22 protein-coding genes are annotated in these 24,781 nt (G+C 73.2%); 6 read left to right on the plus strand and 16 right to left on the minus strand.

What is annotated here, in order from left to right; genetic code table 11:
• Window positions 1–196: 196 nt before the first annotated feature.
• Entirely contained in the window at window positions 197–802 is a 606-nt protein-coding gene (locus ACZ607_RS31500; RefSeq protein ID WP_469741019.1) for a maleylpyruvate isomerase family mycothiol-dependent enzyme, read from the plus strand.
• Here ACZ607_RS31500 and ACZ607_RS31505 read toward each other — a convergent pair.
• The 6 genes from ACZ607_RS31505 to xylB all read right to left on the minus strand — a co-directional run bounded on the left by ACZ607_RS31505 (window position 777) and on the right by xylB (window position 9,290).
• Window positions 777–1,955, minus strand: a complete 1,179-nt coding sequence (locus ACZ607_RS31505; RefSeq protein ID WP_469740468.1) for a low temperature requirement protein A — start codon at window positions 1,953–1,955, stop codon at window positions 777–779. The genes ACZ607_RS31500 and ACZ607_RS31505 overlap by 26 nt on opposite strands.
• 167 nt (window positions 1,956–2,122) lie before the next feature.
• A complete protein-coding gene (locus ACZ607_RS31510) occupies window positions 2,123–4,012 on the minus strand; it encodes an ABC transporter ATP-binding protein (RefSeq protein WP_469740470.1) in 1,890 nt (629 codons plus the stop codon).
• 100 nt (window positions 4,013–4,112) lie between these two features.
• On the minus strand, window positions 4,113–5,480 hold the full coding sequence (locus tag ACZ607_RS31515) for a cytochrome P450 (RefSeq protein ID WP_469740472.1): 1,368 nt from the start codon (window positions 5,478–5,480) through the stop codon (window positions 4,113–4,115).
• Window positions 5,481–5,635: 155 nt separating this feature from the next.
• Entirely contained in the window at window positions 5,636–6,460 is an 825-nt protein-coding gene (locus ACZ607_RS31520) for a hypothetical protein (RefSeq protein ID WP_469740474.1), read from the minus strand.
• Window positions 6,460–7,737, minus strand: coding sequence for a VWA domain-containing protein (locus ACZ607_RS31525; protein WP_469740477.1), 1,278 nt, complete (start codon window positions 7,735–7,737; stop codon window positions 6,460–6,462). Before ACZ607_RS31525 ends, ACZ607_RS31520 begins: the two co-directional genes overlap by 1 nt.
• Window positions 7,738–7,808: 71 nt before the next feature.
• Window positions 7,809–9,290, minus strand: coding sequence for a xylulokinase (gene xylB / locus ACZ607_RS31530; protein WP_469740480.1), 1,482 nt, complete (start codon window positions 9,288–9,290; stop codon window positions 7,809–7,811).
• Between the two features lie 201 nt (window positions 9,291–9,491).
• Here xylB and xylA point away from each other — a divergent pair, with 201 nt between their 5' ends.
• Window positions 9,492–10,661, plus strand: coding sequence for a xylose isomerase (gene xylA, locus ACZ607_RS31535; protein WP_469740483.1), 1,170 nt, complete (start codon window positions 9,492–9,494; stop codon window positions 10,659–10,661).
• A gap of 40 nt (window positions 10,662–10,701) precedes the next feature.
• Here xylA and ACZ607_RS31540 read toward each other — a convergent pair whose 3' ends face one another.
• The 5 genes from ACZ607_RS31540 to ACZ607_RS31560 all read right to left on the minus strand — a co-directional run bounded on the left by ACZ607_RS31540 (window position 10,702) and on the right by ACZ607_RS31560 (window position 15,507).
• Entirely contained in the window at window positions 10,702–11,958 is a 1,257-nt protein-coding gene (locus ACZ607_RS31540; protein ID WP_469740485.1) for an ROK family protein, read from the minus strand.
• Between the two features lie 230 nt (window positions 11,959–12,188).
• Complete coding sequence (locus tag ACZ607_RS31545; protein ID WP_469740487.1) at window positions 12,189–13,487, minus strand: phytase; 1,299 nt, start codon at window positions 13,485–13,487, stop codon at window positions 12,189–12,191.
• 197 nt (window positions 13,488–13,684) lie between these two features.
• The gene (locus tag ACZ607_RS31550; RefSeq protein ID WP_469740490.1) at window positions 13,685–14,320 is read right to left on the minus strand and encodes a DUF305 domain-containing protein; all 636 of its coding nucleotides are present in this window, start codon (window positions 14,318–14,320) and stop codon (window positions 13,685–13,687) included.
• On the minus strand, window positions 14,317–14,967 hold the full coding sequence (locus tag ACZ607_RS31555) for a DUF3105 domain-containing protein (protein WP_469740493.1): 651 nt from the start codon (window positions 14,965–14,967) through the stop codon (window positions 14,317–14,319). The genes ACZ607_RS31550 and ACZ607_RS31555 overlap by 4 nt, the downstream gene beginning before the upstream one ends.
• Window positions 14,968–15,081: 114 nt before the next feature.
• Window positions 15,082–15,507: a hypothetical protein gene (locus ACZ607_RS31560; protein ID WP_469740496.1), complete on the minus strand. Its 426-nt coding sequence runs from the start codon at window positions 15,505–15,507 to the stop codon at window positions 15,082–15,084.
• Between the two features lie 62 nt (window positions 15,508–15,569).
• Between ACZ607_RS31560 and ACZ607_RS31565 the strand changes: the two genes are divergently transcribed.
• Window positions 15,570–16,496, plus strand: coding sequence for an LURP-one-related family protein (locus ACZ607_RS31565; protein WP_469740499.1), 927 nt, complete (start codon window positions 15,570–15,572; stop codon window positions 16,494–16,496).
• 59 nt (window positions 16,497–16,555) lie between these two features.
• On the opposite strand, the gene pcaDC is transcribed toward ACZ607_RS31565, so the two are convergent.
• The 4 genes from pcaDC to pcaH are packed head-to-tail and all read right to left on the minus strand — an operon-like array spanning window position 16,556 to window position 20,386.
• Window positions 16,556–17,710: a bifunctional 3-oxoadipate enol-lactonase/4-carboxymuconolactone decarboxylase PcaDC gene (gene pcaDC, locus ACZ607_RS31570; RefSeq protein WP_469740503.1), complete on the minus strand. Its 1,155-nt coding sequence runs from the start codon at window positions 17,708–17,710 to the stop codon at window positions 16,556–16,558.
• A complete protein-coding gene (pcaB, locus tag ACZ607_RS31575) occupies window positions 17,707–19,029 on the minus strand; it encodes a 3-carboxy-cis,cis-muconate cycloisomerase (RefSeq protein WP_469740505.1) in 1,323 nt (440 codons plus the stop codon). Before pcaB ends, pcaDC begins: the two co-directional genes overlap by 4 nt.
• The gene (gene pcaG / locus ACZ607_RS31580) at window positions 19,029–19,601 is read right to left on the minus strand and encodes a protocatechuate 3,4-dioxygenase subunit alpha (protein ID WP_469740507.1); all 573 of its coding nucleotides are present in this window, start codon (window positions 19,599–19,601) and stop codon (window positions 19,029–19,031) included. The genes pcaB and pcaG overlap by 1 nt, the downstream gene beginning before the upstream one ends.
• Window positions 19,601–20,386, minus strand: a complete 786-nt coding sequence (gene pcaH / locus ACZ607_RS31585; protein ID WP_469740510.1) for a protocatechuate 3,4-dioxygenase subunit beta — start codon at window positions 20,384–20,386, stop codon at window positions 19,601–19,603. Before pcaH ends, pcaG begins: the two co-directional genes overlap by 1 nt.
• 167 nt (window positions 20,387–20,553) lie before the next feature.
• On the opposite strand from pcaH, the gene ACZ607_RS31590 reads away from it, so the two are divergent.
• Complete coding sequence (locus tag ACZ607_RS31590) at window positions 20,554–21,021, plus strand: MarR family winged helix-turn-helix transcriptional regulator (protein WP_469740513.1); 468 nt, start codon at window positions 20,554–20,556, stop codon at window positions 21,019–21,021.
• Window positions 21,022–21,120: 99 nt separating this feature from the next.
• Here ACZ607_RS31590 and ACZ607_RS31595 read toward each other — a convergent pair whose 3' ends face one another.
• Entirely contained in the window at window positions 21,121–21,873 is a 753-nt protein-coding gene (locus tag ACZ607_RS31595) for a VOC family protein (protein ID WP_469740516.1), read from the minus strand.
• A gap of 162 nt (window positions 21,874–22,035) precedes the next feature.
• Here ACZ607_RS31595 and ACZ607_RS31600 point away from each other — a divergent pair, with 162 nt between their 5' ends.
• Together ACZ607_RS31600 and ACZ607_RS31605 are read left to right on the plus strand one after the other, a co-directional pair.
• Window positions 22,036–23,724 carry an FUSC family protein gene (locus tag ACZ607_RS31600; protein WP_469741021.1) on the plus strand — a complete coding sequence of 563 codons (1,689 nt, stop codon included), beginning with the start codon at window positions 22,036–22,038 and terminating at the stop codon, window positions 23,722–23,724.
• Window positions 23,721–24,224 (plus strand): MarR family winged helix-turn-helix transcriptional regulator, encoded by a 504-nt coding sequence (locus tag ACZ607_RS31605; RefSeq protein WP_469740518.1) that lies wholly within the window; start codon window positions 23,721–23,723, stop codon window positions 24,222–24,224. Before ACZ607_RS31600 ends, ACZ607_RS31605 begins: the two co-directional genes overlap by 4 nt.
• Window positions 24,225–24,781 lie beyond the last annotated feature (557 nt).

The following is a 24,781-nucleotide window of genomic DNA, read 5'->3' on the forward strand; positions in this document are numbered from 1 at the left end:
AGGGGAGGCCCCAATCGCTCCGCGTTGCCTCAATCCTCCGCCTTGCAGCTGCACGCACCAGACCCCGCTCCCTGATCCGGCCTGATCCAAACGAAAGACCCTGAGGGCTGTCCCGCCGGGAATTGCGGGACGCAGCCCTTAGCGTAGGGCCGACGGGATCTGGCCGAAGGAGGCAGCCGTGGGAGACGTCTGGTCGATGGTCCACGCGGAGCGTGCGGCGCTCATCGGTGATCTCGGGCAACTCGACGAGGAGCAGTGGGAGAAGCCCTCGCTCTGCGCGGGCTGGACCGTGCACGACGTCGTCGCCCATCTGGCCGACACGGCCAGGACGACGCGTCCCGGTTTTCTGGTGGGCCTCGCCCGCGCCCGGTTCGACTTCGACCGTCAGAACGCCCGCGGTGTCGAGCGCGAGCGCGGTGCCACACCGCAGGAGACGCTGGAGCGGCTTCGCCGGGTCGCGTCCCGCAGATCGACCCCGCCGGCGCCCCTGGACAGCCGGCTCGTGGAGGAGGTCGTGCACGGCGAGGACATCCGCCGGCCGCTGGGGATCGCCCACTCCTACCCGGAGGAGGCCGTCGTACGGGCGCTGCGTCTGCAGGCCCGTACCCCGGCCTCCTTCGGAGGGGCCAAGGAACTCGTGGCGCGCACCCGTCTCACGGCCTCCGACGCCGACGTGTCGATCGGTGAAGGCCCGGAGGTCAGCGGGCCCGCGCTCTCGCTGCTCCTGGCCGTCTGCCGACGCCGGGTGGCCCTGGACGATCTCGACGGTCCGGGCCTCACTCCGCTGGCCGCCGGGACCTGACGGCCACGAGGAGCGTCGCGGCGACGAGCGCGGCGGCGATGACGCCGGTGGCGAGGACCGGGCTCGGGGTGAACGTCACGGCCAGGACGGCGAGGACGGCCACCGGGTGGATGAGGTCGTTGCGGCTGCGCAGCTCCTCCGCCCGGTGGTGCAGCAGCCACACCAGGGTGATGAACACGGCCACCGGCACGGTGAACGCGGCCGCCGCGCCGTGGTCGGAGAGGTGACCGTGACCCGTGGTGTGGGCGACGTTCACCGCCAGCCCCGCGCCGACCGCGGCGGCCGAGGCGAAGACGGCGTAGTGACCGTATCCCCAGAGGATCGCCGACCTGAGGCTGGTGAGCTTGCGGGGGGCGTTCTGCGCGAAGTACAGCCACCACAGGGCGAACACCGTCAGTACGCCGCCGATGACCAGGGTCAGGATGTCGCCGAGCGCCGTCTCGCCGTCCAGGGCGGTACGGACGGCCGCAGTGGCCGCCGTCATGGTCTCGCCCAGGACGATGAGGGTGAACAGGCCGTACCGCTCGGCGATGTGGTGCGGATGCCAGGTGGTCATGGCCGCGCTCTCGGCCCAGACGGGGACCGCGATCTCCGCCAGGACCAGGACGGCGAACGTCGGGAGGCCCCAGTCCTCGGGCAGGGCCAGGCGGGCGAGCCAGCCGGCCTGCACGATCAGGATGCCGACCGCGTACCGCAGGCAGGAGCGCCGTCGTTCGGGGTCGGAGCGGGCGGCGCGCAGCCACTGGGTGACCATGGCCAGCCGCATGACGACGTAGCCCCAGGTGATGACGGTGAAGTCCTCGTGCTGGAGCGCCTCGGCGGCGCCCGCGGCCACCACCAGCGCACCCGCGATCTGGACCAGGGTGAGCAGCCGGTACGGGACGTCGTCGGTGTCGTACGCGGAGGCGAACCAGGTGAAGTTCATCCAGGCCCACCAGATCGCGAAGAACACCATCGCGTAGCCGAGGACTCCGTGCCCGACGTGCCCCTCGGCGAGTTCGTGCTCGAAGGCGGCCGACGCCTGGGCGACGGCGGCGACGAAGCACAGGTCGAAGAATAGTTCGAGTGCGGTCGCCGTGCGGTGTTCCTCGCCGGCGAGGCGGGCCACCATCGGCCGGTGCCAAGCGCCGACGGCGGAGTGTGACTGGCTCATTCGTTCCCGGTTCCATCGGTGGAGGGCTGTTCGGGGCCCGCCGGTCCCGAGGGGCGGCGGAGCCCGACGAGGCCGGCCGCACCGGCCGTGGCCGGGTCGGCCGGCTCGACGGACACGGTCACGTTACGAGCGGGCCGCGCGGCCGCGCAACGCCGACAGGCCGCCGGTCAGCGCAGCGCGGGGGCCTCGGCGTCCCCCGGACGTTCGAACTGGGTGCGGTGCAGCTCCTCGTAGCGGCCTCCGGCCGCCAGCAGCTCGTCGTGCGTGCCCCGTTCGACGACCCGGCCGTCCTCGACGACCAGGATCAGGTCCGCCGCCCGCACCGTCGACAGCCGGTGGGCGATCACCACGGCCGTACGGCCCTCCAGGGCCTCGGCCAGTGCCTCCTGGACGGCTGCCTCCGAGGTGGAGTCCAGATGTGCGGTCGCCTCGTCCAGGATCACCACCCGCTGACGGGCCAGCAGCAGCCGGGCGATGGTGAGCCGCTGACGTTCGCCGCCGGAGAGACGGTAGCCGCGCTCGCCGACCACCGTGTCCAGCCCTTCGGGCAGCGACGCCACCAGGCCGTCCAGACGGGAGCGGCGCAGCGCGTCCCAGATCTCCTCCTCGGTGGCGTCCGGCCGGGCCAGCAGCAGGTTGGCGCGCACCGACTCGTGGAAGAGGTGCCCGTCCTGGGTGACCATGCCGAGCGTCTCCCGGATCGAATCGGCCGTCAGATCGCGTACGTCGACGCCGTTCAGCCGGACGGCGCCCGCGTCGGTGTCGTACAGCCGGGGGAGGAGCTGCGCGATCGTCGACTTGCCGGCTCCGGAGGACCCCACGAGGGCGACCGTCCGGCCCGGCGCGGCCGTGAAGGAGACGTCGTGCAGCACCCGCGTGCCGTCCCCGGAGTCGAGCGTGGCGACCTCCTCCAGGGAGGCGAGGGAGACCTTGTCGGCGGAGGGGTAGCCGAAGGAGACCCCGTCGAACTCCACGGATACCGGACCCTCCGGCACCCGGCGGGCCCCGGGCTTCTCGGCGATCAGCGGCTTCAGATCGAGGATCTCGAAGACCCGCTCGAAGCTGACCAGAGCGCTCATCACCTCGACCCGGGCTCCCGCCAGTGCCGTCAGGGGTGCGTAGAGGCGGGTGAGGAGCAGCGCCAGGGCGACGACGGCCCCGGGCTCCAGGCTGCCGCGCAGCGCGAAGTGGCCGCCGAGCCCGTAGACCAGGGCGAGGGCGAGGGCCGACACCAGGGTGAGCGCCGTGATGAACGCGGACTGGAGCATCGCCGTACGGATGCCGATGTCACGCACCCGGGCGGCGCGGGCGGCGAACTCGGCGGACTCGTCCGCGGGGCGTCCGAAGAGCTTGACGAGTGTCGCCCCCGGGGCGGAGAAGCGCTCGGTCATCCGGGTGCCCATGGCGGCATTGTGGCCGGCGGCCTCCCGCTGGAGACCGGCCATCCGGGTGCCGAGCCGTCGGGCGGGGACGACGAACACCGGGAGCAGCACCAGGGCGAGGACGGTGATCCGCCAGGAGATCGTGAGCATCACGGCCAGGGTCAGCAGCAGGGTGACGAGATGGGAGACGACACCGGAGAGCGTGTTGCTGAAGGCCCGCTGGGCGCCGATCACGTCGTTGTTGAGCCGGCTGACCAGCGCACCGGTCCTGGTGCGGGTGAAGAAGGCGATCGGCATCCGCTGGACATGGTCGAAGACGGCGGTGCGCAGATCGAGGATCAGACCCTCGCCCAGGGTGGCCGACAGCCATCGGGTGAGGAGCCCGAGTCCCGCCTCGGCCACGGCGATCAGGGCGATCAGCAGGGCGAGCCGGGTGACCGTCCCGCCGTCGTGGCCCCGCACGATCGCGTCGACGACCCGCCCCGCCAGCACCGGTGTGGCCACCGCGAGCAGGGCGGTCACCACGCTGACGAGCAGGAAGCGGAGGATCCTGCCCCGGTGCGGCCGGGCGAACTCCGCGATACGGCGCAGCGTGGCCCGTGAGAAGGGCCTGCGGTCCTGCTGCGCGTTCACCGTGCTGTGCAGGGAGTGCCACGCGGTGACTTCCATGTCCATGGGAGTGCCTCCGGGAGAGTCGGTCGGTATGCGTGGCACGCTAGAACCTCAAGAAAGCTTGAGGTCAAGCGTTCCCGGCCGGCTTCACCCGTCGGCGCGTTCAGCGCGCCCGTACGGTCGCCATGACCTCCCGGTCCGGCTGAAGGGTCAGCGTCGGTACGGGGTTGACGGTGCCCGGGTCCACGGCCAGTTCGAAGCGGCGCGCCAGGACGGCCAGGATCAGCACCGCCTCCACCATCGCGAAGCGCGTCCCGAGGCAGACCCGGGGGCCGCCGCCGAACGGGAACCAGGCGTACTCCGGGATCTCGTCCCCGCCCTCCGCGTCCCAGCGCTCCGGCCGGAAGGCCTCGGGCTCCGGGAACCACCGCTCGTCCCGGTGCGTGGCCCACTGGCTGCTCCACACCCGCGTACCCTCCGGCATCGGTACGCCGCCGATCCGGGCCCCCTCCTTGGCGACCCCGGTGACCAGCCAGATCGTCGGGTACAGCCGGAGGGTCTCCTTCACCACCGCCTGGGCGTACGTCAGTCGCGCGTAGTCGTCGATCCCCGGCTCCCGGTCGCCGAGGACCCGGTCGAGCTCCTCGGTGAGGGCCGTCAGGGCGTGCGGGGTGCGCGAGAGCAGATACCAGGCCCACACCAGCGTGGACGCGGTCGTCTCGTGGCCCCCGATGTAGAGGGTGACGGTCTCGTCGCGTATCTCCTGGTCGGTGAGGTGCGCCCCGGTCTCGTCCACCGCGGTGAGCAGCCGGCTCAGCAGGTCGGGGCGCTCCCCGTCGCCGTCCCGGTGACGGGCCACCACCCGCCCGACCTCCGCGTCGATCACCGCGGCGGCCTTCTTGATCCTGGCGCGCCCGGGGGTCGGCACCCAGTCGGGCAGGACGGCACCGAGGCCGCTGAACTCCTTGCCGATCTCCTGCTGGGCGATGTCCATGGCGCGGCCCATCGACTCGGCGTCGGCCGGGGTGTCCACGCCGAAGATGGTGCGTACGGCGATCTTCTGCGTCAGCGCCGCCATCTCCCGCTTGATGTCGACGCGTTCACCGCCCGACCAGCTGTCGGCCAGCTCCACCGCGGACGCCGTCATCGTGGAGGCGTACGACTTCACCTGCCTGGGCCGCACCGAGGGCTGCACCAGCGACCGCTTGCGCCGCCAGTCGCTGCCGCGCGCGACGACGACCCCGTTGCCCATGACCGTACGGAAGGCGATGCCCAGCAGCGGCTGGTCGAAGGTGCGTTCCGTCTCGGTGAGCAGTTCGCCTATGCACGCGGGGTCGGCGACGAAGACGCAGTCGTTGCGGCCGAAGCGCCACCGGACCATGTCCCCGTAACCACGCAGGTGCTCGAAGAAGGCCAGGGGGTCCTTGCCGAACCGCGGCAGGCTCCCCAGGAGGGGGAGGCCCCTGGGGCCCTGGACGAGCCGGTGGCCGCGCGGCTCGGCGTCGAGGGCCGCACCGGTTTCCGTGGACATGAGGGAACTCCCGTCATCTGCCTTGCGCAGTACGTGAGTTGCAGAGCCTAATGCCAGTCGGTCACGGGTTCGAGACGGACCGGAGTGCCGGGCCCCGGACATGGCCGAGGGCCGCGGGCGGTGGCCTGCGGCCCTCGGGCGGGGGTGCTGTGCGGTCAGACGCCCGGCGGGACCCGGGAGGGGAGGCCGCCGCCCCGTGTCAGGGAGTAGCCGAACACGCCCGCCAGCGCGGCGAGTACGCCACCGCCGGCGGTCCACAGCCAGCGGCTGGTCCACCAGCCCGAGGACCAGCCGTCCTCGGGCTCGCTGCCCGCCGGGGTACCGCGCTGCGCCGAGGCGGCGGAGACGCCCGGCACCAGGGGCTGCGCGAGGGCGCCGTCCACGTCGTGGGCGCCGCCCTGATCGGCCGGATCGACCCGGGTCTCGACGTGGACCGGCAGACCGAGGTCCTCCTCGGCCAGGCCGACCACCGTCAGGCGTACGTAGTAGGTGCCGGGCAGCGGGTCGGACGCCCACGGCTCGGACCAGGCGCGGACCGTACGCAGGACGCAGGACAGCTCGACGGTGCCCGCGTCCGGCGCCGCCTTCCTGGTCTGGTGGCCGTACATACAGGCCTGCCGGCGGCGGAGGCCGTCGTACACGTCGACCTGCCAGGTCGACGCGCCGTGCCGGGTGGCGCTCTCCGGCAGTTCCACCTTCGCGTGCACGGTGGGACGCTGTCCGGCGTCCGCGGGGAAGGCCCAGTACAGGTAGTCACCCGTGGACGCGTCCGCGGTCGCCGCCTGTCCCTGGCGCACGGCCGTGGCGGTGCGGAAGGTGGTGCCGGCCTCCGTCGGCGCCGGGGAGTCGCCCTCCGCCGGGCTCGCGCTCGCGGACGGGCCGTCGGCGACGGCGGCACCCGCCGAGGTGAGCAGGGCGACGGCGGCCAGCAGCGCGCCCACGCCGGCGCGCCGCACGGTGTTTCTGCGGGGGGTACGCATCAGTTGGTCCTCCATACGGCAACGCGCCAGCGCGAGATCCAGCCGAACAGCAGACCTGCGATCAGTCCGGTCAGCACCATGAGGCCGAGCAGCCACCAGCCACGGCCCAGGCCGAAGGCGGCGACATCGGCGGCGTCGTCGGGAGCGTCCACCACGTCGATGCTCAGCTCGACGGGCATGCCGGGGGTGGTCTTCACGGACGGGGGCGCCGAGAAGGAGTTGCTCAGCTGGAGGCAGACGGACTCGGCGGCGGGCTTCGTGTCGGAGTCGGTGCCGTCCTGCTCGGGCTTCGGATAGCGCAGCCCGGTGGACACGGCGTCCGTACGCCCGGTGCCGGACTCCGCGCCCCGGACGATCTCCCGGCCGTGCGTGGTCACGGCGCGCAGCAGCACCCCGTAGTCGTTGTTCACGGCACGGTCCGCCGCGACACTCACCGAGGCGCGCAGCTCCTGGCCGGGCAGGACGTCCACCCGGTACCAGCGGTGCTTGCCGATCTCCTGACGGTCGGTGTACAGCCCGGCCTTCAGCTCGGGGGCCGCGGAGCAGCTGCCCGCGCCCTCGGTCGCCACGGGGGTGACGACCGGCTCGGCGGCGCGGTCCACCAGCTGTTTGACCCGGCCGGAGAGCTCGTCGGTGTGCTGGACCGCGGTGTAGGTGCCGCCGGTCGCCTCGGCGATGCAGGTCAGCTGCTGCCGGATCTTGGCGTTCGGCACCAGGCCCAGCGTGTCGATGACCAGGTGGATGCCCCGGGCGGCGATGTCGCGCGCCACCTCGCAGGGGTCGAGCGGGCCGCAGGTGTCCTCGCCGTCGGTGATCAGGACGATCCGCCGCGTGGAGTCGCCGCCGTCGAGGTCGTCGGCGGCGCCGAGCAGGGCGGGGCCTATCGGGGTCCAGCCGGTCGGCGCCAGCGTGGCGACGGCGGTCTTCGCCTCGGTGCGGTCGAGCGGCCCGACCGGGTAGAGCTGCTTGGTGTCCTTGCAGCCGACCTTCCGGTCGTCGCCGGGGTAGTCGGCGCCGAGCGTGCGGATGCCGAGCTCGACCTCTTCGGGCACCGCGTCCAGGACGTCGTTGAACGCCTGCTTGGCGGCGGATATGCGGGACTCGCCGTCGATGTCGCGGGTGCGCATGGAACCGCTGACGTCAAGGACCAGTTCGACCTTGGGCGACGCGGCGGTGGAGGGTTCGTCGGCGGCGGCCGGAAGGGCGGTGCCGAGCCCGGCGGCCAGGGTGGCGAGCAGGACGCACACCCCGGCCGTCAGCCGTTTTCTTATGATCATCGCCGGATCCTATTGAAGATCCGCAGCCATCCCCAAAACGCGTGCGCGGGACGCGATTTCGGGGCCCCGTCTCATCCGCCGAGCAGAGGCGCCGAGGCCCGGTCCAGCACCGAACCGACGCGCTCCCAGGTCTCCGTGTCCCGCTCCACCGGCGGGAGTTCGGCGTCGTCCGACTTCGCGTTCCAGCGGGACGCGATGGCCACCGGGTCGCCGCCGCCCGCCGCGGAGGCGGCCAGCGCGGCCGCCCCGAGCGCGACCAACTCGCCGCTGCCCGGCACGATCAGCGGCCGTCCGGAGAGCCGGCGCACGGTCTCCACCCAGGTGCGGCCCTGGGCGCCGCCGCCGATCAGCCGCAACGGCCGGCCGGCGACCTCGGGATCGGCCGGGTCGAGACCACAGGCCCGCAGGAGTTCGTCCAGCGCCCGCAGCACGGTGAAGGCCGCGCCCTCGTACGCCGCGCCCAGCAGCTGCTGCGGTGTGGTGTCGTGCCGGAGCCCGGTGAGGAGCCCGGCGGAGGTGGGCAGGTCCGGGGTGCGCTCGCCGTCCAGATAGGGGAGGAGGACGGCCTCGCCGCCGGGCGTCGCGTCGTCGCGGTGCAGGCCGAGCAGGGTCGCCACCTTGTCGACCGCCAGGGTGGAGTTGAGGGTGCAGGCCAGCGGGAGGTACGTACCGTCGGCCGCGGCGAAGCCGGAGAGCGCCGCGGACGCCGGACGGGTCCGGGAGGCGGCGAACACCGTGCCCGAGGTGCCGAGGCTCAGCACGGGATGGTCCAGCAGTCCCGCACCGCCCAGGCCGAGGCCCACCGCGGCGCTCATGTTGTCCCCGGTGCCGGCCGCTACGGCGATCCCGGCGGGCAGGCCGAGGGCCTCGGCCGCGGACTCGGTCAGCGAACCGATCCGGGCCCCGCCCGTCGCCGCCACCTCCGGCAGCATGGAGGGGTCCAGGCCGAGGCGGTCCAGGAGCTCCGGGTCGTACGCCCCCGTCGCGGTGGAGTACCAGCACGTGCCCGACGCGTCGCCCGGGTCCGTCGCCGCGATGCCCGCGAGCCGCTCCGTGAGGAAGTCGTGGGGCAGCCGCACGGCGGCCGTCGCCTCGGCGTTCGCCGGGTCGTTCTCCCGCAGCCACCGCCACTTCGTCGCCGTCATCGACGCGACGGGCACGGTGCCGGTGCGCGCGGTCCAGGCCTCGGGGCCGCCCAGCTCGGCGACGAGTGCCGCCGCCTGGGGCGCGGAGCGCGTGTCGTTCCACAGGAGCGCGGGGCGCAGCGGGCGGCCGGCGCGGTCGAGCGTCACGAGTCCGTGCTGCTGCCCCGCGACGGCGATGCCGACGACGGAGGACGCCGAGAGCCCGGACTCCTTGAGCCCGGCCGCCACGGCGTCGCACAGCGCCCGCCACCACACCTCGGGGTCGGTCTCGCGCGCGCCGCCCTCACCCGTGACGACATGCTGGGCGCGGCCGACGGCGAGCAGCTCACCGGTCTCGGTGTCGGTGACTGCGGCCTTCGTGGACTGGGTGGAGCTGTCCACGCCGATGACGACGGTACGCGGCGGCATGGGCTACCTCTTCTCTTTTTGGGAGTGCGACGAACAAATTACGTGATCGACGGCGTCCGGAACAGGGGCGTTCCCCGTTTCACTGCCCGGGGGGTTACGTCCACGCGGTGCCGTGTGCATAATTAATCATGTCACTGAACAAATAGGCTCGGGGTACGGACGACGACTCCGGACCCCAGGCAGGCGAAGGCGGACACCACCATGACGGATCGCTTCACCCCCACTCCCGCGGACAGGTTCACCTTCGGTCTCTGGACCGTGGGCTGGCGTGGCAACGACCCGTTCGGGGATGCGACGCGTCCCGCGCTTGACCCGGTGGAGTCGGTGGAGCGGCTCGCGGAGCTGGGCGCGCACGGGGTGACGTTCCACGACGACGACCTGATCCCGTTCGGGTCGGACGAGGCCGAGCGTGCCCGGTTGATCGGACGGTTCAAGGACGCGCTGGAGCGGACCGGGCTCAAGGTGCCGATGGCCACCACGAACCTGTTCACGCACCCGGTGTTCAAGGACGGCGGCTTCACCTCCAACGACCGTGACGTGCGGCGCTTCGCGCTGCGCAAGGTCATCCGCAACATCGATCTGGCCGCCGAGCTCGGCGCGAGCACCTATGTCGCCTGGGGCGGCCGTGAGGGCGCCGAGTCCGGTGGCGCCAAGGACGTGCGGGTCGCTCTGGACCGGATGAAGGAAGCCTTCGACCTGCTGGGCGAGTACGTCACCGAGCAGGGCTACGACCTGCGCTTCGCCATCGAGCCCAAGCCCAACGAGCCCCGCGGTGACATCCTCCTGCCCACGATCGGGCACGCCCTGGCCTTCATCGAGCGCCTGGAGCGCCCCGAGATGGTCGGTGTGAACCCGGAGACCGGGCACGAGCAGATGGCCGGGCTGAACTTCCCCCACGGCATCGCCCAGGCCCTGTGGGCGGGCAAGCTCTTCCACCTCGACCTCAACGGCCAGTCCGGCATCAAGTACGACCAGGACTTCCGCTTCGGCGCCGGCGACCTGCGCCAGGCCTTCTGGCTCGTCGACCTCCTGGAGACCGCCGGATACGACGGCTCGCTCCACTTCGACTTCAAGCCCGTACGCACCGACGGCATCGACGGGGTCTGGGAGTCCGCGAAGAACTGCATGCGCAACTACCTCATCCTCAAGGAGCGCGCCGCGGCCTTCCGCGCGGACCCCGCCGTCCAGGAGGCCCTGACCGCTTCCCGCCTGGACGAGCTGGCCCGGCCCACCGCCGACGACGGCCTCAAGTCCCTCCTCGCCGACCGCTCCGCCTACGAGGACTTCGACGCCACCGCGGCCGCCGAACGCTCCATGGCCTTCGAAGCCCTCGACCAGCTCGCCATGGAACACCTCATCGGCGTCCGCTGACCCCACCCAGGCACCCCGGCTCCGGCGGGCCGGGGTGCCCTCAGACGTCCAGCGCCGCGGGCGGGGCGTACGCCACCGGGTCGGCCAGCACGTCCTGGACCACCAGCGCCGCCGCGCCCCGCGCCGCGTCGCCCGCGACCGACGACGCGCGCAGCCTGCCGCCACCGCGGGACCAGAGCCCGGACACCACACGGCCCGTCAGCTCCTGGTCGGCGGGCGGCGAGAGCCAGGGCATCAGGCCCCGGTAGATCCCGCCGAGCACCACCGCGTCCGGGTCGAAGAGATTGACCGCACCGGACAGCACCTGCCCCAGCATCCGCCCGGCGTCGGCCACGGCGGCCAGCGTCACCGGATCACCGGCCTGCGCCCGTCGTTCCAGCTCCATCACCCCCGCCGCCCCGGTCGCGGACTCGTCGATGCCCGCCGCGCGCAGCAGGGCGGACTGGCCGGCGTACTGCTCCAGGCAGCCGCGTGAGCCGCACCGGCACTCCGGGCCCGCCGGGTCCACCACGACGTGCCCGATCTCCCCGGCGAACCCGTGCGCGCCGCGCAGCAGTTCGCCGTCCAGGACCAGGGCGCCGCCGACGCCGATCTCACCCGTCAGATAGAGGAAGCTGCGGACCGCGTCGAGTCCGCCGAACCACAGCTCGGCCAGCGCCGCGAGATTCGCCTCGTTCTCCGAGCGCACGGGCAGCGGCGCCGTGCCGGGGCGCAGCCCGGCGAGCGCCTCCGCGAAGAGCTCCTCGGCGGGGACCTGGTTCCAGCCCAGGTTCGGGGCCTGGCGCACGGATCCGCCCGAGACGAGCCCGGGCAGCGCCAGCGCCGTACCGACCGGGTACAGATCCTGCTCCCGCGCCGAGTCCAGGGTGCGGGCGGCGATCCCCGCCGCCCGGGCCAGGACCTCTTCGGGCGGGGCGCCGCGATTGTCCAGGTGCTCGGTCTGCCGTACCCGGCCGGTGCCCGCCAGATCCACGACGCACACCGACACGTAGTCGATGTTGACCTCCACGCCGAGGCCGGCGGGCCCGGTGCGCGCCACCTTCAGGGCCGTGCCGGGGCGCCCGGCCTGACCGCTGAACGTCTTGCCCGACTCGGTGAGGAACCCGCTGTCCAGCAACTGCTCGACCAGGGAGGACACCGCGGCCCTGGTCAGTCCCACCCGGGCCGACACACCGGCCCGGGTGGCCTCGCCGGCCTCACCCTCGTCCCGTACGGCGCGCAGCACGAGGCTCAGGTTGTGGCGCCGCACGGTGTCCTTGTCGGCCTTGGACCCCAGGGGCGTGAGGTAGCTCTTCATATCGTCGCCGAGCCTATGCGATGCCTTTCCGGACACCGCCCGCGGTGCGGGGCCCTGGGGCGTGTTTTGAAAGTCCCGCCTGCCCGGCGGCGTCTGGCACGCACGCTCGCGGCGTTGCAGAAATGCCCTAGTAGCTCCGCTACGAGAACATTTCCGCGCCTTGCGATCGCACGCACCAGACGCCGCCGGGCCCGCCCTCCGGGCGGACGGCGCTACTTTCAAAACACGCCCTAGAGGCCGGCGGCCCGCGTCACCGCGCGCAGGTCGACGAACTTGAAGCCGGTCGCCTCCCGGTCCTCCTCGCCGCCCGACGCGGAGGTCTCGTGCCCGTCCTGGACCACGAGCAGCCCGTGCGGGTAGCGGGAGCCCAGCGGCTCGGCGAGCACCGCGGCACCGTCGCACTCCTCGCTGCCGTCGAGGTCGGCCGACGCGGCGGTGACGCGGAAGCCGCCCACGTACGCGCCGCCCCCGGACACCTCGCGGCCGTACACGGCGAAGGAGTCGTCACCCTGGCCCGACGCCAGCAGGTAGCCGCGGCCCCCGGACGTACGGAAGAGGGTCAGGCCCTCCACGTCGGCCGCCAGCCGCTTGCCGCCGAACCCCGGGTCGCGGCCGGGCGCGCACTCCTCGGTCTCCGGGTCGTACGTCCCGGGGACGCCGTACTCGCGGACCTTGTCCATCAAAACCGGGCGCCCGTCAAGACCGGCGGGCAGCCGCCAGATGCCGACGTCCTCCTGGCCGGCGTACAGAGTGCCGCTCTCCGGGTCGACGACCATGCCCTCGACCTGGGGCAGCTCACCCGGCTCGCCGCACGGCGTCCACGAGGTGCCGTCCGGGAGCCGGAAGGACGAAGGGAGCGAGAGGGTGCGCACCTTCCGGTAGCCCACCGTGCCCGCCGCCGTCGGCCGCAGTTCCAGGAGAGCGAGATCCGTGGTGTTGCGCCGGCTCACGAGCGCGTACGAACGCCCGGAGGAACGGTCCGTCCAGGTGGCGAGGCCGTACGCCGTCCGCTGCTCGTTGATCTCGGCCTGACCGGAGGAGAAGACCGGGGCGGCGGCCGGGTCGGTGACGTCCTTCAGGGGGCCGCCCGGCTGCGAGGGGTCCACACGGTAGACACGGAGGCGGTCGTTGCCCCGGTCGCTGACCACGGCCACGTCGGTGCGGCCGGACGGGGTGCGGAGCCCCGTGACGAGGTCGACGTTGTTGAACCGGCCCGGGGCGTCGTCCTCGGTCGCGGGTGAGGGGGCCGGGACCGTCTGCACCAGGGACGCGTCCAGGCCGTAGACCCGCAGGCCGCCCTCCTTGGCGGTGGCGACGACGAGACTGCGCCCGGGCGCGGCGTCGTCGCGCCAGATCGCGGGGTCGTCGGCGTTGGCGTTGCCGCCCGCCTCGTCGTCGTGGAGCGCGGCCGTCTCCGCCGTCGGCCGGACGGAGGGCGGCGTCCGTGCGTGGGCCGGGGACAGCGGGACGAGAGTGATCAGCGCCGTACCGAGGAGGGCGGTGGCCGCCAGGCGAGGGGAGCGGTGCATGCGCACGGATGCTTCCTGTCGTGAGAGGGACATGTCCATGACTCGTCAGGAAGTGTCGGCCGGTGCGGCGGTGGCCGGGTGTCGGGTCCATGAGGGGGACATGGGCGCCAGGTGAATTCGCGGTGCGGCGCGGCGGGCGGGGCCGGGTCCGGCGACGCATGTCACCGGACCCGGCCCCCGTGCGCTGTTCCCCGGGCTCAGGGCTGCGCGCCCCGGGCCTTCAGCATGTCCGCCATGAGCGAGATCTCCGACTCCTGGGCGCGGGCCATCCCGGCCGCCAGGTCGCGGATCTCGTCCGTGGCCGCCGCACCGGCCGCCGCCCGCGCCATGTCGGCGCCCGCCCGGTGGTGGACGGTCATCAGCCGCAGGAACCGCACCTCGGCGTCCTTGCCCGACGCCGCCCGCAGTCCGTCCAGCTGGGTGTCCGTCGCCATGCCCGGCATGAGGGAGCCGTCGGACGCGGTGGCCGGATGGCCCATCCACTCCATCGGCGGCCGCTCCGAACTCCTCGGCCTGCCCCAGGACTCCAGCCAGCCCAGCATCATGCCCCGCTGGTTGGCCTGCGTGTTGATGATGTCGTACGCGAGACGGCGCACGTCCTCGTCGTCGGTGCGGTCCCGGACGATGAACGCCATCTCCACCGCCTGCTGATGGTGGACCGACATGTCGCGGGCGAACCCCACATCGACCGAGCTCTCCGAGGGCGCCCCCGAGCCGGACGGCGAGGCCGCCGAGGGCCGTACGACCGTCAGCAGCACCAGCGCCACGGCGACGACGAACACCACCGCCCCCGCCCACACCAGCGAACGGGGGAGGCGCGCGGCGGAGGTCACTCGGCCACCCCGCCGGAGCAGGCGGCGCCCGGCTCAGGGGTCTGCGCGCCCTGGACGTACTTGGTGAAGAACTGTGCGACGCGGGCGTCGGTGGCGCTCTTCACGGTGAGCTGCTTGCCCCAGGCGCTGAGCATCAGCGGGTCCTTCTGGTCGGCCACGGGGCTCATCAGGGAGTAGGGCGTCTTCGCGACGCGCTCGGAGAGCGCCTTCACGTCGGCGTCCGCCGCCTTGTCGTTGTACGTGACCCAGACGGCGCCGTGCTCCAGGGAGTGGACGGCGTTCTCCTTCGGTATCGCCTCGGTGTAGACGTCGGCGTCGCAGTTCATCCAGACCGGGTTGTGGTCGCCGCCGACGGGCGGGTTCATCGGGTAGTCCACGGGCGTCCCGACATGGTCCTGGGTCAGGTCGTCCCAGGACTTCTCGCCGGTGACGGGCGAGGTCCTGGCCTGTTCCTCGGCCTTGTCCTGCTCGTCGGCGGCCGACATCAGATAGCCGCCCCCGGCGACGAGGCCGGCGACCACGACGACGGCGGCGGTGATGGTGATGATGCGGCTGCGGCGCTCACGGGCCCGCTCCTTGCGGCGCGCCTCGTCGAGCTTGGCGCGGCGCGCGGCGGCGGGGCTGTTCTGGTTCTTGGCGGAAGCCATGTCAGGTCCTCGGATTCAGCGGATCGCGTGCGCGCGGGGCGCGTCACGCGGGGAAACGGGCATACGTACGGACCGCCTCCCGCGCCGACGGCGCGGAGGGCGGATGACGCAGACCTAGATCCGCTGGATCTGGAGACGCAGATGGTCCACCGTGCCCGCGCTGTCGTCGCAGGGGCCGCGGATGGCCGCGCCGCCGGTGAGCGGGGCGGCCGGGAGCGCCGTCGAGGGACAGGGCAGGGCGACCGGGGCCGGGTGGCCGGGGAGCACGACGGCCGTCGAGTGGTCGGCCGTTCCGTGGCAGGAGCTGCCGGCGCCCCGTTCGTCCGGGGCACCGGCGACCACGACCGACGCGGCGGCCGCGGGTGTCGGGGTGAAGGCCCTGGCGGCGGCCGTGGAAGGGCTCTCGGCGTGGGGTGCGGCGGCCGGGGAGCAGCAGAAGAACACCGCCACGAGCATCAGCGCCCAGGCGGCGGCGACGGGCAGGCCGTTGCCGCTCCGCCGTCCGTTCGTCCACACGCTCGTTCCGGTCATCGCCGCCATCGTAGATGGTGTGTGAAACTTCAATGAGTTCGGCCCACAGCTTGGCAGGATAGTGTGCCCCGGTGACGACGCAATCGAACGTACCTGCGGGCTGGCATCCGGATCCCCACGGCGCGCCCCAGCTGCTGCGCTACTGGGACGGCTCCCGGTGGACCGAGCACACACACCCGGCCCAGGGGCAGGCCCCCGCCCAGGCGCAGGCTCAGGCCCCCGCCCAGGCGCCGGTGGCCGCGCAGCCGCAGGCCGGCCACCCGTACGCCGCCCAGCCGAACGCCGCGGTTCAGCAGCAGGCGGGGGTGCCGCAGCAGCACGCCGGGGTGCCGCAGCAGGCCCCCGCCCAGCAGTTCGCCCCTCAGCAGGCGGCGCCCCAGCAGGGCGTGCCCGGCGGCGGCTCGCTCTTCAACCAGCAGGTCCTGGTCGTGAACCAGAAGGCCAAGCTGATCGAGCTCACCAACGAGTACAGCGTCTTCGACCAGCAGGGCAACACCGTCGGCTCGGTCGTCCAGGTCGGCCAGAGCGCCGCCCGCAAGGTGCTCAGGTTCGTCTCCAGCATCGACCAGTACCTCACGCACCGCCTGGAGATCCGCGACGCCTACGGGCAGCCGCAGCTGCTCCTGACCCGCCCGGCGAAGTTCATCAAGTCCCGGGTGATCGTGCAGCGTCCGGACGGACAGCCCGTGGGCGAGATCGTCCAGCAGAACGCCATCGGCAAGATCAACTTCGCGATGACGGTCAACGGCCAGCAGGTCGGGGCGATCAAGGCCGAGAACTGGCGCGCGTGGAACTTCGCCATCGTCGACCACAACGACGCCGAGATCGCACGGATCACCAAGACGTGGGAGGGCCTGGCGAAGACCATGTTCACCACGGCGGACAACTACGTGCTGCAGATCCACTACCAGCTCCCCGAGCCGCTGCTGAGCCTCGTCGTGGCGACGGCACTCACCGTGGACACCGCCCTCAAGCAGGACGCCCGCGGCCTCGGCTGATCCCTCCGGGGGCGGGCGCGGACGGCGGCACCCGCGACCACGCCCGTCCCCGGGCCGGGTCAGCCCGGCCGGTCACCGTCGTCGGCCTCGTCCATCTCCGCCAGGACCCGCTCGGCCACCGCGAACGCCGAATTCGCCGCCGGCACCCCGCAGTAGACCCCGGTCTGCAGGAGCGCGGCGCCGATCTCCCTGGGGCTGAGGCCGTTGCGCACCGCGGCGCGGACGTGCATCGCCAGCTCGCCGTGGTGGCCGTGCGCGACCAGAGCGGTCAGCGTGATCAGGCTGCGTTCCCGGCGGGACAGCGTCGGGTCGGTCCAGATCTCGCCCCACGCGTAGCGCGAGATGAAGTCCTGGAAGGGCGCGGTGAACCCGGTGGTCGCCGCCTGCGCCCGGTCCACGTGGGCGTCGCCCAGGACCTCACGGCGCACCGCCGTCCCGCTCCCGCGCCCGCTCGGTGCGAAGTGGGCACGCAGCGCCTCCCGTACGGGTCCCGGACGTTCGGCCGGAGCCAGGTGCGAGGCGCGCGGCAGTTCGGTCAGAGCGGCCCCGGGGATCCCGTCGGCGATCTCCCGGGCGTGCGCGGGCGGTGTCGCGGGGTCCTCGCGCCCCGCGACGACCAGCGTCGGCGCGCGCACCCCCGCGAGACCCGCCCGCAGATCGCACTCGGCGAGCGCGTCGCAGCACGCCGCGTAGGCCCCGGGGTCCGTACCCAGCAGGTCGTCGAGCAGCCGCGGTTCGGTGAACCCCGGGGTGAACCAGCGGCCCGCCGCGCTCTCCGCCACCTTGCCGAGGCCCTCGGCGCGCACCAGCGCGGCGCGCTCCCGCCACGGCCCGGGGTCGCCGAAGTGCGCGGACGAACAGACGACGGCCAGGCGGTCCACGCGCTCCGGGTGGTGGACGGCGAGCCAGAGACCCACGGCGCCGCCCAGCGACACCCCGGCGTACGAGAACCGGTCCAGGGACAGCGAGTCGGCGAGATCCAGGACCAGGGCGCCCAGGTCGGCGATCCCCGCCCCCGGGCCGATCAGGCCGGCCGGCGAACCGCCGTGCCCCGGCAGGTCCCACCGTACGATCCGGTGGGCGGTGGAGAGTTCGGGCGCGACCCCGTCCCAGACCGCGGTGGAGGTGCCGAGCGACGGGCCCAGCAGCAGCGCGGGAGCGCTCGCCGGCCCCTCGGCGCGGTGGTGGAGAAGACGGGCGGGTGACATGGTCATCGGCGCTCCAGAGCGCGGTCGGTGAGCAGCCCGGCGGAGCCGGTGTACCGGGCGGGGTCGGTCAGTTCGGCGAGATCGAGGCCGTCGAACGCAGGCTCCCCGGCGAGGACCTCCGCGAGGGGTCTGCCCTCCTCGCGGGCCCGCCCTGCGGCCCCGGTGAGGATCTCCTCGGCCCGGGCGGCCCCCACCCGGCCTGCGGCCACGGCGGCCAGCCGCTCCGAGACGATCAGCCCTCCGGTCGTCCCCAGATGGCTCCGCATGGCCGAGGGGAACACCCGGAGCCCCTCGGTGAGTTCGACCGCGTCCCGGGCGGCCCCGCCGACCAGCCGCAGCAGATCGCGGAGCGGCTCCCACTCGGCGTGCCAGGCACCGGCGGGCCGCTCGTCCTCGGCGGTGAGCGAGCCGTACAGCGTGGCCGCCTGCCCCGGTGCGCGCCGGGCGGCGGCGGCGATCAGGGTGGCGCGGACCGGGTTGGCCTTGTGCGGCATCGCCGAGGAGCCGCCGCCGGAGCCCTCCGCCAGCTCGCCGATCTCGGTACGGGACAGGGTCAGCACATCGGCCGCCGCCTTGCCGAGCGCGCCCGCGGTGAAGGCGAGCGCACCGGCCAGGTCCGCCACCGGTGTGCGCAGGGCGTGCCAGGGCAGCAGGGGTTCGGCCAGGCCCAGTTCGACGGCGTAGGCCGCGACGAGCTCCGGCCCGCCGTCCGCGCCGGACGGGAAGGCCGCCAGCGTGCCCGCCGCGCCCCCGAGCTGGACGGGGAGCGAGCCGCGCACCGCCCGCAGCCGGTCCCGGGCGTCGAGCACCAGCGCGCGCCAGCCGGCGGCCTTGAGGCCGAACGTCGTCGGCACGGCGTGCTGTGTCAGGGTGCGGCCCGGCATCGGTGTGTCGCGATGGCCGGCCGCCAGCCGCTCCAGCGCGTCGGCGGTCCGTCCCAGGTCGTCGAGGACGATTCCCAGCGTCCGGGACGCCACCAGCATCGCCGCCGTGTCGAGGATGTCCTGGCTGGTCGCGCCCCGGTGCACGAAGGGCCGTACGTCCTCGTCGACCGCCGCCGAGAGCGCGGTGACCAGCGGGATCACCGGGTTGCCGCCGGACCGCGCCCGCAGCGCCAGCTCCCGTACGTCGAACCTGCCGGCCTCCGCCGCCGCGGTGACCGCCCGCCCGGCCCCGGCCGGGGCGAGCCCGCGGACGGCCCGCGCCCGGGTGAGCGCCGCCTCGGCGTCCAGCAGCGCCCGCAGGAAGGCGTGGTCGCCGGTGGCGGCTTCGGCGGCGGAGCCGGCCCGCCCGGGGGCGAGCAGCCCGGCATCGCTCTCGTACATCAGCTGAACTCCAGGAAGACCGTCTCGTCGTCGCCCTGCAGGCGGATGTCGAAACGGTAGGTACGGGCGTCCGTGCGTGTCGCGATCAGTGTGGCGCGCCGCTCCGCGTCCAGCGACTCCAGCAGCGGATCGCCGGCCGCCGGATCCCCGCCGAGCAGATCCGGCAGATACACGCGGGTGTAGAGGTGATGGACCACACCGCGCGCGAACACGGCGGCACAGAGGTACGGGACACCGCCGGGCGGCAGCGTACGCACGAACCAGCGTCCGGACGCGTCCGTCGGCGCCCGTCCGAACCCGGTGAAGTCCACCCCGTCGCGCCCGGTCACCCGGCCCGTCGCGGGATCGTGGCGCAGCGACCCGGGAAGCCCGGTGCGCGACCCGTCGGGGGCGGGCTGCCAGGTCTCCACGATGGCGTCGGGCACGGGGTCCCCCCGGCCGTCGAGGACGTAGCCGTGGACCGTGACCGTGCCGGGGTGCCCGGCCGGGGCGACCTCGCTGCCGCCGGGGAACGGCAGTGCGTAGCCGTAGAAGGGGCCGACGGTCTGGGAGGGGGTCGGGGCGTGGGGCATCAGGCGTCGCCTTCTTCCTCGGTCCAGGTGGCGCAGGGCCCGTCGAGGACGATGTCCCAGCGGTAGCCGAGGGATCGCTCGGGGACGGACAGATCGTGGTCGTACGCCGATACGAGCCGCTCGCGCGCCGCCCGGTCCGTGACGGAACGGATCACCGGGTCGTAGGGGAGGAGCGGATCGCCCGGGAAGTACATCTGGGTGACCAGCCGCTGGCTGAAGGACGTACCGAACAGCGAGAAGTGGATGTGCGCGGGCCGCCAGGCGTTGGTGTGGTTGCGCCACGGGTAGGCGCCCGGCTTGACCGTGGTGAACGTGTAGCCGCCGTCGTCGTCGGTCAGACAGCGCCCGAAGCCGGTGAAGTTCGGGTCGAGCGGGGCCGGGTGCCGGTCGAGCTGATGGGCGTACCGCCCGGAGGCGTTGGCCTGCCACACCTCGACGAGCTGGCCCCGCACCGGCCGGCCGGCCCGGTCCAGCACCCGCCCGCTGACGGTGATCCGCTCCCCGAGCGGCTCACCGTGGTGCTGCGCGGTGAGGTCGCGGTCCAGCGCGGTGACGTCGGTGACACCGAAGGCCGGCCCGGACAGCTCGACCGCCTCCGGATCGCGTACGGGGACGAGCGGGCGGTGCGGGTGGCGGAAGTGGCTGCTGCGGTACGGCGGATAGTCGCGCGGCGGGTGGTGGGCGCCCGGCGCGGCCACGGCCTGGGCCCTGGCCACCTCGGCGTCCATCTCCCGCTGGCTCATGCCGTCGGGCAGCGGTGGTGCGGGAAGGTCGCGTGCGGTCATGTCACGGCTCCGTGAATACAGGAAATGCTCAGTGCACTGACTAAAATGCGATGGCCATGAAGCTACGCAGGGCCGACCGTCGGGTCAATACCCTCAGTGCACTGTGTATCTTCGACACCCCGGCCCGGTTCGGCCGCGGCTGACGACCGACAGAGAGAGGGCCTCCCGTGCAGGCGGTCGACCTGAGCACCCACCCCGGACATCTGGCCCGGCGTCTCCAGCAGGCGCACCATCTGCTCTGGAACACGATGGTCTCCCAGGAGATCACCTCGCCCCAGTTCGCCGTCCTCAACGCCCTGACCGCCGAACCCGGCCTCGACCAGCGGACGGTGGGGGAGCGGGTCGGCCTCGACCGGTCCACCGTCGCCGAGGTGATCACCCGGCTGCTGCGCCGGGAGCTGCTGGACAAGGTGCGTGACCCGGACGACGGGCGGCGCTTCCTGCTCCGCCTCACGGACGAGGGCGCCCGCACCCACCGGCGGCTCGCGCTGCGCACGGCCGGGATGAACCAGGTCTTCCTCGGCCCGCTCAGCGCCGAGGAGCAGCGGACGCTCTTCGGTCTGATGCACAGGGTGGCGGACGCGGCCGAGGCCCTGCGCGTGCCGGAAGGAGCCGTGCCGCCCGCCGGCCGGTGAGGCGGGGCGCGCCCTCGCGGATCCGGGGCGCCCTCAGGCGGCGTCCTCGGAGACCCCGGGGCGCCCTCAGGCGGCGTCCTCGGAGACCCCGGGGCGCCCTCAGGGGGTGTGGAGACCGAACCGCGCCCCATGGGGATCGAGGAGTGTCGCCACCCAGGGCCCGCCCGGGATGTGCACGGGGGGCGAGAGCGGCTCGCCGCCCGCCGTCAGCGCCCTGGCGGCGGTGGTCTCGGTGTCGGCCACCGTGAAATAGGGCAGCCAGTGCGGCGCCACCTCGGCGCGCTCGTCGTCGTCCTGCTCCTTCATGCCGCCGAAGTCGGCCCCGTCCACGCCCCAGTGGGTGAAGTGCTCGGAGGCGCTGACCGTCCAGCCGAGTACGGCCGGGTAGAAGGCGAGCGCCCCCTGCGGGTCGGGGGTGCGCAGCTCGACCCAGCCGAGGGCCCCCGGATCGTTGAAGCGCCCCGCGCCCGGGAAGGCGCGGGCCTGCCAGAGGGAGAACACCGCGCCCGACGGGTCGGCGGCCACCGTGAACCTGCCCTCGTCGAAGACGTCCATCGGGCCCATCAGCACCGTGCCACCCGACGCCCGGACGGCCTCGGCGGCGGCGTCCGCGTCCTCCGTGGCGAAGGAGACGGTCCACGAGGGCTGTTGCTCGGGCCGGTAGAGAGGGCTGAAGGCCGCGACGGCGTCCTCCCCGAGGCGTGCCGTCGTGTACCCGCCTGCCTCCGGGCGTGGGTCGGTCTCGGAGCGCCAGCCGAACAGCCCCGCGTAGAAGGCCTGGGCCGCCCGCACGTCCGAGGTGCTCAGCTCGACCCAGCAGGGGCCGCCGGGTACCGGTTCCGTGAGCTTCATACGGTTTCCTCCCGAGGCGCGCCACCGGTCACATTCCTACGCTGTTGTGCAGCACGCTAGGGCCGCGCCGAGGCGGCGGCTACCGGAGGCGGTCCGCCGTGGCCGCCAGAGATGTTTTACGTGTGTAACACCTGCTAAAGTAAATGAGTGAGTGATACAGCCATGCGACCCCGGAAGCCATCCGTCCACAAACTGCCGGTCACCGGTGTCCTGCGGCTGAACAGCCCTGCGGAGATCTGGTACAAGCCCGCGCTGAGCGTGGTGGTCGCCTCGGCCGTCCCGAACCTGCTGCTGTACTCCCTCGACCGCCTGGACCTCGTCATGTACACGATGGCGGGATCGCTCTGCGCCCTCTACGGGCACAACCTGCCGTACGCCCGCAGGGTCCACACCGTCCTCCGCGTGATCCTGGGCATGGCCGCGGGACTGGCCGTCGCGCTGGTCGTCGGCTCGCTCACCGACTCGACCGCCGTGCTGATCGCCGTCGGCGCCCTGCTCGCGGCCGTCCAGAAGACCTTCTGCGACGCGACGCGCATCGGCCCGCCCGGCAACGTGATCTTCGCCTTCGTCACCTCGGCGGCGCTCTTCGCCCCGCAGCAGCTCGGGCAGGTGCCGGGGCACATGGGTCTGATGCTGGCCGCGGGCGCGTTCTCGTGGCTCGTCACCGTCGGCCCGGCCCTGTGGCGGAGGGAAGGACCCGAGCGCCTCGCCACCGCCCGCGCGCTGGACGCCGCGGCGGCGTACGCGGCGGATCCCGGCCCCCGCACCCGCCATGCCGCGGCGGCGGCGGTCCAGGCGGCCTGGCAGTCCCTGCTCGCCGCCGGACGCCCCACCTCCGTACGCCAGGAACTGGAGCGGCTGGTCGTCCACGCCGAGCGGGCCTTCATGACCACGGCGGCCGACGGGCGGGCCTCCGGGGCCGGCCCGGATGAGCTGCGCCGGTGGGCCGCCGAAACCCGGGCCCGCGGCCCCGTCCCCGCCCCGCCGCCCGCGCCCGGCACCGTCGAGCAGCTCTTCGGGATCGACGCGGAGCGGGCCGGACAGCGGATGCGGCGCGGCCGGCGCGAGGCGCGGCGCAGGCTGCTGCGCGCCCTCGGCCCCGGCTCCCCGGTGCTGCCGGTCGCCTTCCGCACCCTCGTCGGGTGCGCCCTGGCCGGCTATGTCTCCTCGGCGCTCGGCGTGGGCCACCCGTACTGGGCCATCGTCACCGCGGCCTCCGTCTACCAGCCCAACCTCGTCCTCTCCTGGAGCAGGGCGCTGCAGCGGACCGTCGGCAACCTCCTCGGGGTGCTGGTCTTCGCCGCCGTCATCCCGCTCGCCCGGCTCGACCCGCTCGTCCTCGTCCTCTGCGTCCTGTTCTTCAACTTCGCCGCCGAGGCCCTGATCACCCGTAACTACTGGCTCGGCTCCGTCGCCGTCACCCCGATGGCCCTGCTGATCCTGGAGTTCGGCGGCTTCCAGCCGGCGGGCGAGCTCGTCGCCGACCGAGCCCTGGACACCCTCGTGGGCGTCGCGGTCGGCTTCCTCGCCGCGATCGCCGTCACCAACCGCCGGGCCTCCGGCCGCGTGGAGCGGGCCCTGGCCGCGGCGGTGGACGCCCGGCACCGCGCCGAGCAGGCGGTCGCCGACCCGGCGGTCGACACCCTCGCACTCGAAACGGCGCGCAGGAGGCTGACGGCCTCCCTCGTCGAGCTGCGCGACGCCGGTGACGTCGCGTCGGGGGAGTGGTGGCAACGCGCCCTGCCCGAGGAAGAGCTGTTGGCCGCCGAGCAGGCAGGACACCGTACGCTCGCGGCGACAGCACAACGGCAGGGGCTGATCACCCTGCCCCCGGCGAACGGAGCGGTGTGACCGACGACATCGTGGCCTCGGTGGTACGGCAGTGGCAGGCCGTCAGCCCCGGGCTCGACACGGAGCCGATGGCACTCATCGGCCGCATCAACCGCTGCGCGGCCCTCCTTCAGCAGGCCGAGGACGCCCCGCTGCGGGCCGCCGGACTCACCCGGGCCGAATTCGACCTGCTCGGCGCGATGCGGCGCACCGACCGCGAGCTCACCCCGGGCGAACTGGCCCGGGAGACCTTCTCGTCCGGCGCCGCCGTCACGAAGCGGCTGCGCGCCCTCCAGGAGTCCGGCCTGATCCAGCGCCGCAGCGACGCCAGGGACCGCAGGGTCGCCCACGTCGGTCTTACGGGCGCCGGACGCGACCTGGTCGACCGTCTGCTGCCCGAACAGCTCGCCTACGAGCGGTCGGTGCTCTCCGGACTCGACGAGAAGACCCGCGCCGAGCTCAGCGGACAGCTCGGCGAGCTGCTGGTGCAGCTGGAGGGAAGGCTCGGCGGCCGTCGCTGAGCCGAACCGAGCACCACCCTCGACCTCACCGACAGTGAGCAGCCCACGGGTGGCCGCCCGAGGTGCGACCGGCGGCCCCCGGCCGGGGCGCGGTGCGGCGGAATCCGCGCCGTAGCGCTCGCACATCCGTACGTCGCTCACGGATCTGCTCCTTTCGATCCGATTCGATCACATGTGCCTTCGTCCCGCTCTGCGGTTCAGATGTATTCGCATGTCTCGGCGCTTCTCGCTCGGGTGTGCGCACACTTTGCCCGTCCATGCTGGAAATTGCTCGTGCCGGGCATGCAATCCCGCCGATCGACTGTCCCGTGGAACGGGACAGTCGAGTCTGCTTTCTCCCGATTCCTCTGCGGCGTCACTCCCCGCGCACGTTCGGCGGCGGTGAGTGCGAAAACTGGCGAGTGTATTACTGCGGGCGTGCTCGCGCAGGGGGTTGGGCGAATATGCCGAAGCACTGTTCTGATCTGGTTAGGCTCACGCGCAGTGAAGTCGAGTTGATATGAATTCGAGCGCTTGTACCTACCTATGCGTGCAAGTGCGTGTACCTCCCGAATACT

It is taken from the genome of Streptomyces sp. NPDC104381 (assembly GCF_055583745.1).